Below are 7,420 nucleotides of genomic sequence, written 5' to 3'. Positions count from 1 at the left end.
CGCATCCGCAACCGGAGCCGAGGCCAGAACCCTATCCGCAACCCCAGCCAAAGCCGGAGTCGCGTCCGACACCGCAGCCCGGCCCCGCGCCTTATCCGCAACCGGAGCCGAGGCCAGAACCCTATCCGCAGCCCCAGCCAAGGCCCGAGCCGCGTCCTGAATCACAGCCTCAGCCAAGGCCATGTCCAGAACCGTGCCCGAGTCCAGAGCCATGTCCGGAGCCTCAGCCATGTCCAGAACCGTGCCCGATCCCAGAGCCGTGTCCGGAGCCTCAGCCATGTCCAGAACCGTGCCCGATCCCAGAGCCGTGTCCGGAGCCTCAGCCTTGTCCAGAACCATACCCGCGTCCAGAGCCATGCCCGGAACCCGAGCCTGCACAGTGTTCACCAAAGGATACCGTATACGGCTTTAACTCAAACACCGGAAATGCCGGTCAGTCCTTGGTAGCTTCCCATGACAAACCACAATTTGAAGTTGACGACAGGCAGGGTAATGACACATTCGACTTTTCCGGGTTCAGGCAGAACCAAGTCATCAACCTGGAGGCGGGTGCTTATTCAAGTGTCGGCGGAAAACCCAACAATGTTTATATCAGCCCAGCGTCGGTTATCGAAAACGCCATCGGCGGCTCCGGCAATGATCGGATAATCGGCAACGAGGCCAATAACGTATTGGTTGGGGGCGAAGGTGCGGACACGCTGCGAGGTGCAGGGGGACACAATGTCTTCAAATACAACTCGGTAGCGGACTCTGGCTACGCAGCGGCTGATTTGCTCATTGACTTCAAGACCGGCTGGGACAAGATTGATTTATGCACCCTGGCGAACACTGCGGGAGTCAGTCTGAACTTTGTTGCCGACTTTACGGGCAAACCCGGCGATACGGTTATTAAATACAATATGTACAGCGGTCGCTATTTTTTGTCGATCGACCTATCGGGTAACGGCAGAAGTGACTTTCTTATAAAAAGTACGCGCCCGATCAGCCCTGATGATGTCCTGGGCCTGGCTTGATTACGGCGCTGGCTGGATGATAAGCGTGAGTTGACGCGTTGCGTCAACTTCATGCCTGTCAATGCCCGGTTCAGGGAATGCCACGGCACCTCTGCTATACGCCGATAAAATCACTATCTTGTTACCTAATGACAGGCTGGGTCCTCGCTTGATACTGCGTACAAGCCTGTCGACCTGATGTGCGCTGCTGCTTTGGCGGCATCGCGCATGCGCTTGTGTCGTTGGCCCAGATCGAGCCCCTGGCTTGATCATATCTCCCGCACGTTGCTCCAACCCAAACCCAATATAGTTTTGTCCGGCGCTATTGCGCCAACGGCAGGCTGTTGCATGCCTGTTTCATATAGGTCTGCATTTCCTGCAGCAAAACCGCGCGTGCCTGGTCATTAGGTCTTTATGCCAGTTGTCCATAGGCTCGAGGTCGGCCTTGTCAGAATGATCGGTTGTGGCAGTGTATTAATGTACGGTGTGGCGAAGGCGTGGATTTAATAAGTTGAAAAAGCTAACGGTTTTCGCTCGGCTCTTACTCAGTATTCTCTTGTTTAGTTGCAGCGGAGTGTAGGTAGGGGAGTTCGCACTGGAATACCGACTCCAAGCTGCGTCTTGGAGTGTTATCTGTTTGTGAGTAATGGGTTGCAATCGAAATGGATTGTGAGTGTGTGAGTTCTTGTTTTTTTAATATAAATCAGTTGCTTGGCGTAGTTGTAGTGGCGTATGGGGTGCGGGTGTTGTTTCGGGACGTTGCGCCTCTGTCGCCAAAGTATTTTGAGATTTTAGAGTGTGTCGGAGTGCACTAATTAGTGTCTGGCGGACAGCGTGTCTCTGTGCGAACTTAAGGGGGTGCCGACAAGTGCTATTGCTCGTGTGGAGTGGGAGTACGATGTCTTGGGTTATTGCATAAGGACTTAGGTTGTATGAAATTATCAGGACCACCCGCTATTAATATTTCGCAAGAAAAGGAGTTTGCTGCCCGGGGGGCTATGAGTTTTGAGCGGTTGAGGCCGTCTTACACCCCCAATAGTGAAAAAGCGCTATTCACGACTGAGCAGGCTGCAAAACATATCACTCGGCGTGACTTCCGATTTCATGACCGTAATAGTGATCAGAAGATTGACCTGTCATTCCGGATTTCCAAGGAGTTCACACCGCAGCAGGCAGAACTGGCCAGGCAAGCATTGAAATCCTGGCAGGATGTCGCCAACGTGACATTCACTGAAAACGCCGCGAACCTCGACGGTCACGTTGATATCGGTGATATGCCAGGAACCAATAACGGTGTGGCTTCACTGCCAAATCGGTACTTAAGAAATACATTCGCTAATATCGGCACGGCAGATGCGGGCACAAACCCTAGGCAGGGCGGGTTCTTTCGCCAAGTACTGATTCATGAAACAGGACATGCAATCGGGCTGGAGCACCCGGGTAAATATGATGGTTCCGGGACCTATGCAACGCACGCCGAGTATGCCGGGGACACTCGAGCCCGTAGTGTCATGAGCTATTTCTCGGAAAGGAATCAACCGGGGCATGATTTCAATTCGCTGCATCCCTCTGCGCCGATGATGGACGACATTGCTGCGGCCCAGCGGCTATATGGGGCTAATACCAATACGCGTAATACCGATACGACCTATGGGTTCAACTCCAATACGAATCGTGACGCCCTGAGCCTGAAAACGGCCAATGACAATCCTGTCTTTTGTGTGTGGGACGGTGGCGGTGACGACACAATGGACTTCTCCGGGTTCTCTCAGGATCAGAAGATCAATCTCAATGCCGAGTCGTTTTCAGATGTGGGGGCATTGAAAGGTAATGTCTCTATTGCCAGGGGCGTCACTCTGGAGAACGCCGCGGGGGGCACCGGGAACGACGCTTTGATAGGCAACCACGTTGCCAATCGCCTGACCGGTGGAGGCGGAGCCGACAGGTTGCGAGGCGGTGGTGGTGCAGACACGTTTGTCTATGACCACACCAGTGATTCCACTCCGGATAACCCTGATGTCATCCTCGATTTCGAGAGCGGCGTGGACCGTCTGGATGTCTCTGCGCTGTTCAAAGGAACGAATATCAAGGCGCTGACATTCGGCGAGCGCCTAACCGGTCAACCTGGCCAAGCCGTGTTGAACTACGACGAGGGCAGTGGAGAGGGAAGTTTGGCCTTGGACCTGACCGGAAATGGTAAGGCTGATGTATTGATAAAGAGTATTGGCCGGATAAATGCCGATGATGTGTACCACGGCGTCAGCCCCTCGGTAGACACCGAACCGGAAAAACCGAAGCCGGATACGCGGCCCGAGCCGGAAAAGCCAAAGCCGGATACGCGGCCCGAGCCGGAAAAGCCAAAGCCGGATACGCGGCCTGAACCGCAAAAGCCAAATCCCGACTCACGTCCAGACTCCTGTAGGCCCAAGCCAAAGCCCAAGCCACGCACAGTCTCGTGTGAGTCAAAGCCTGAACCCTGTGCACCGACGCCAGCCTCATGTGTGATAAGCACTATCAACGCACGCGAGCATCAAGCCAATGCGCCTTCCATGAAGCCGGCATATGACGTCGAAGCCGGTGCTGATCAGCGTCGATCAACATTGATTTCCGCGTCTGATCAATGGGCTTTTACAGCACGTGCATGGGGCGGGACGGTTCACGGGTAACCGGCAGGGAATATATCTGAATGAGGCGCCCTCTCGGGTAGGTGATCGCTGCTCAGTGCGTTTGAGAATGTGGTGCTGGAAAGTGCCTATGACCCATTGACTAGAGGCAGTTAATTGTTTTTTTGCATCTGCCAGTTGGGCGGCTGAGCGCAGTATTGTCACTTTATTTATTGAGTTTATTTTTGATTTGGTTGCTGGCTGAAAGGCGTTTTTTCGCTTGATAGTTGGCGATTTGATAATTCGTAAGTGCTGTACTTGCGGAGCGTGGGTTGTTGTTGTGTATAACTAACTAAAGAAGGTGTGATGTATGCTTAATGTAAATTTGCCTGGTTTGAACTCCTATGTACCTACATTAGATGCGGCCTCTAAACCATCCCCGGCGATACCGTCGAGTGCCTATGGCGACAGCGGGTCTGTGGGCACTTCCAACGACTCGCATTATGGAAATAGTCCATCGCTCTCAAAAGGGTCCAGATTGTTGAGTCTTGCGCAGACGGCAGGTGGGCTTTCCAGCCTGCAACGGCAATATGGACCGAATATGAATTCGAACTCATCAGGTCTGCTGCAGGCTGGTGAAACGCCGATCAGCAACAGGCTTTTCTTGAGTATGGGAGGAGTGGACGGCAACGTTATGACTGCTAATTGCCTGCCTATGCCGAAGGGGGAAGAGATCAAGCCAAAAGACCAGCAGTCCAAGCCAGCTGATGAGGAGACCAAGGCCAAAGGTGAGCAGCCCAAACCAACCGGGATGGACGCCAAGCCAAAAGGAGACCAGCCCAAACCAACCGGGATGGACACCAAGCCACAAGGTGAGCAGCCCAAACCAACCGGTGTAGACACCAAGCCTCAAGGTGAGCAGCCCAAACCAACCGGTATGGACGCCAAACCACAAGGTGAGCAGCCCAAACCAACCGGTATGGACGCCAAACCACAAGGTGAGCAGCCCAAACCAACCGGTATGGACGCCAAGCCAAAAGGAGACCAGCCCAAACCAACCGGGATGGACACCAAGCCACAAGGTGAGCAGCCCAAACCAACTGGTATGGACGCCAAGCCAAAAGGAAATCAGCCGCAGCCAAACGGTGTAGACACCAAGCCACAAGATGAGCAGCCCAAACCAACCGGTGTGGACACCAAGCCAAAAGAAAATCAGCCGCAGCCAACCGGTGTAGACACCAAGCCACAAGGAGACCAGCCCAAACCAACCGGTGTGGACGCCAAACCAAAAGGAGACCAGCCCAAACCAACCGGTGTGGACGCCAAGCCAAAAGGAAATCAGCCGCAGCCAACCGGTGTGGACACCAAGCCAAAAGGAAATCAGCCGCAGCCAACCGGTGTAGACACCAAGCCACAAGGTGAGCAGCCTAAACCAACCGGTGTGGACACCAAGCCAAAAGAAAATCAGCCGCAGCCAACCGGTGTAGACACCAAGCCACAAGGTGAACAGCCCAAACCAACCGGTATGGACGCCAAGCCACAGGGGGACCAGCCCAAACCAACCGGTGTGGACACCAAGCCAAAAGTCGAGTCCCAGCCGCCTGTCCGGCCGGTCCCAAAAGATGTGCCCAGGTCGGATGACACCACCTACGGATTCAACTCCACGACTGGCAAGCCGGAAACGACCCTGACATCCGCTTCCGATAAGCCAGAATTCAATATTTGGGATCAGAAAGGCATAGATACCTTTGATTTTTCCGGCTTCAAGCAGGACCAGATCATCGACTTGCGCAGTGGTTCGCTTTCCAGCGTGGGTGGCTTGCGGGAAAACGTTAGGATCGGCACCTCGACTATGATCGAAAACGCAGTGGGTGGTAGTGGTAACGACCGAATCATTGGTAACAGTGCCGATAACGTGCTGATTGGCGGTGCAGGCGCCGATTGCCTGGTTGGGGGCGGCGGTTGGAATACGTTCAAGTTCAACGCTTTTGCCGACTCTACCCGCACGCAAGCCGATTTGCTGTTGGACTTCAACACGGGTCAGGACAAGATTGATCTGTCGCAAATGTCCATTGATGGCAAGGTTGCATTTAACTTTGTTGAGGAATACACCGGCAAGACCGGCGATACCATTATCAAGTTTAACCCGCAAACAGGGCGTTACTTGTTGGCGATAGACTTGGATGGTGACGGCAAGACGGACTTCCTGATCAAGAGCACCCGCATGATCAGCCCGGAAGATGTCATCGGGTTGAACATAAGGGATGCTGGTTATCTGTAACGCTGTAATGGCGAGCTAGCAACCATCGCCTTTGGAGTAAGACAGGGCAGGACTTTTTCATATGATCAAGTCCTGCTTTTTTGTGCCTGTGAATACCTGATTACGTGTGTCCAACATTTGCTGATCTTGGTCACACCGCTCTCAGGCGGTGGCCGCCGTGACCCCACGAGACGCACCCAGGAATCGCAGCAATGCGATCAATGGAAAGGCGCTGCCCACCAGCATCACGCCCAGCCAACCGCCATGTTCATACACACTGCTGGCAATCGCCGAGCCGAATGCACCGCCAATGAAGATGCTGGTCATGTACAACGCGTTGAGACGGCTGCGGCTATTGGCGTCAAGGGCATAGATGGCACGCTGGCCAAGCACCATGTTCATCTGCACGCAGAAGTCCAGGACCACGCCGGTGACCGCAAGGCCGATCACGCTGTACAGCGGGTGCACAAACGCCGGCAGGAAGCTCAATGCCCCGAACAGCATTGCCAGCAACGAGGCGCGATGGGTGTGGCCGGCATCGGCCAGGCGCCCGGCGATGGGCGCGGCAATGGCGCCCAGTGCGCCGACCAGGGCGAACAGCGCGATTTCGGTTTGGCTAAGGCCATGGTTACGCGCCAGTTCCAGCGGCGCGGCGGTCCAGAACAGGCTGAAGGCAGCAAACATGCAGCCCTGGTAGAACGCCCGTTGGCGCAGCAGCGGCTGCCCACGCAGCAAGGTAGCCAGGGAGCGCAGCAATTGGCCGTAGCTGGCGCGGTGATCGGGTTGGCGCTTGGGAATGGTCAGCAGCAGGACCACGCTGATAAGCGCCATCAACGCAGCGGCGGCCATGAACATCGCGCGCCAGCCGAAGTGGTCGGCGACTACGCTGGACACCGGTCGCGCCAGCAGGATGCCCAGCAGCAGGCCACCCATGATGCTGCCTACCACCCGACCGCGGGATTCGGCCGGGGCCAGGTGCGCGGCCAGCGGGATCAGGATTTGCACGGACACCGAGCTGAAACCGATCAGCAGCGACACCAGCAGGAACAGATTGGGTTGTTCGGTAAACGCAGCACCCAGCAGGCTGGCGATGGCCACCACCGTGGTGAAGATCATCAGCTTGCGGTTTTCCAACAAGTCGCCCAAAGGCACCAGGAAGAAGAGGCCGAGGGCGTAGCCGATTTGCGTCAGGGACACGATCAGACTGGCCATTGCCGGTGTCAGGCCGATATCCGGGGCGATCAGTTCAATGATCGGTTGCGCGTAGTAGATGTTGGCAACGATGGCACCGCAGCAAAACGCAAACAGCATGACCATGCCCCGGGTCATGGTGCCTGTAGCGTGAGAGGTTGGGTTCATGGTGTTCTCATAAGGCGAAGGACGATGGGGTGAGAGAATAAAGACATGGGCCGGCAGTGAGTAGGCCGCTTGGCGTGATAACTGTCATGCCGCGAAATAATGACTCAATGCAAAACCCAATGTGGGAGGGGGCTTGCTCCCGATGGCGGTGTGTCAGTCAGCCTATGCCTTGGCTGACACACCGCCATCGGGAGGAGCAAGCCCCC

Annotated in this window: 5 protein-coding genes; 3 read left to right on the top strand and 2 right to left on the bottom strand. The window is 55.3% G+C overall.

The window, feature by feature from the left end; all coding sequences use genetic code 11:
• Positions 1-339, bottom strand: a 339-nt coding sequence (locus ASD70_RS29435; protein WP_236708709.1) for a hypothetical protein, incomplete at its 3' end; no start/stop codon positions are given.
• On the opposite strand from ASD70_RS29435, the gene ASD70_RS28355 reads away from it, so the two are divergent.
• The 3 genes from ASD70_RS28355 (at position 249) to ASD70_RS13940 (ending at position 5,876) form a co-directional block, all read left to right on the top strand.
• On the top strand, positions 249-1,013 hold the full coding sequence (locus ASD70_RS28355) for a M10 family metallopeptidase C-terminal domain-containing protein (protein ID WP_201783018.1): 765 nt from the start codon (positions 249-251) through the stop codon (positions 1,011-1,013). The two genes, ASD70_RS29435 and ASD70_RS28355, sit on opposite strands and share 91 nt — an antisense overlap.
• 911 nt (positions 1,014-1,924) lie before the next feature.
• On the top strand, positions 1,925-3,658 hold the full coding sequence (locus tag ASD70_RS13945; RefSeq protein ID WP_082561438.1) for a M10 family metallopeptidase C-terminal domain-containing protein: 1,734 nt from the start codon (positions 1,925-1,927) through the stop codon (positions 3,656-3,658).
• 307 nt (positions 3,659-3,965) lie between these two features.
• Positions 3,966-5,876, top strand: a complete 1,911-nt coding sequence (locus tag ASD70_RS13940; protein WP_082561437.1) for a M10 family metallopeptidase C-terminal domain-containing protein — start codon at positions 3,966-3,968, stop codon at positions 5,874-5,876.
• Between the two features lie 141 nt (positions 5,877-6,017).
• Here ASD70_RS13940 and ASD70_RS13935 read toward each other — a convergent pair whose 3' ends face one another.
• Complete coding sequence (locus ASD70_RS13935) at positions 6,018-7,214, bottom strand: MFS transporter (protein WP_056846741.1); 1,197 nt, start codon at positions 7,212-7,214, stop codon at positions 6,018-6,020.
• Positions 7,215-7,420: the final 206 nt, after the last annotated feature.

This window comes from Pseudomonas sp. Root569, assembly GCF_001427465.1.
In the GTDB taxonomy this organism is placed as follows: domain Bacteria; phylum Pseudomonadota; class Gammaproteobacteria; order Pseudomonadales; family Pseudomonadaceae; genus Aquipseudomonas; species Aquipseudomonas synxantha.
Note: the sequence above shows the minus strand (reverse complement) of the source record. Positions and strands in the feature narration are given on the sequence as shown.

Bases quoted from the DNA above. Each gene is read 5' to 3' on its own strand.
- ASD70_RS13935 (WP_056846741.1), bottom strand. From the start codon at position 7,214: ATGAACCCAACCTCTCACGCTACAGGCACCATGACCCGGGGCATGGTC.
- ASD70_RS13945 (WP_082561438.1), top strand. From the start codon at position 1,925: ATGAAATTATCAGGACCACCCGCTATTAATATTTCGCAAGAAAAGGAG.
- ASD70_RS13940 (WP_082561437.1), top strand. From the start codon at position 3,966: ATGCTTAATGTAAATTTGCCTGGTTTGAACTCCTATGTACCTACATTA.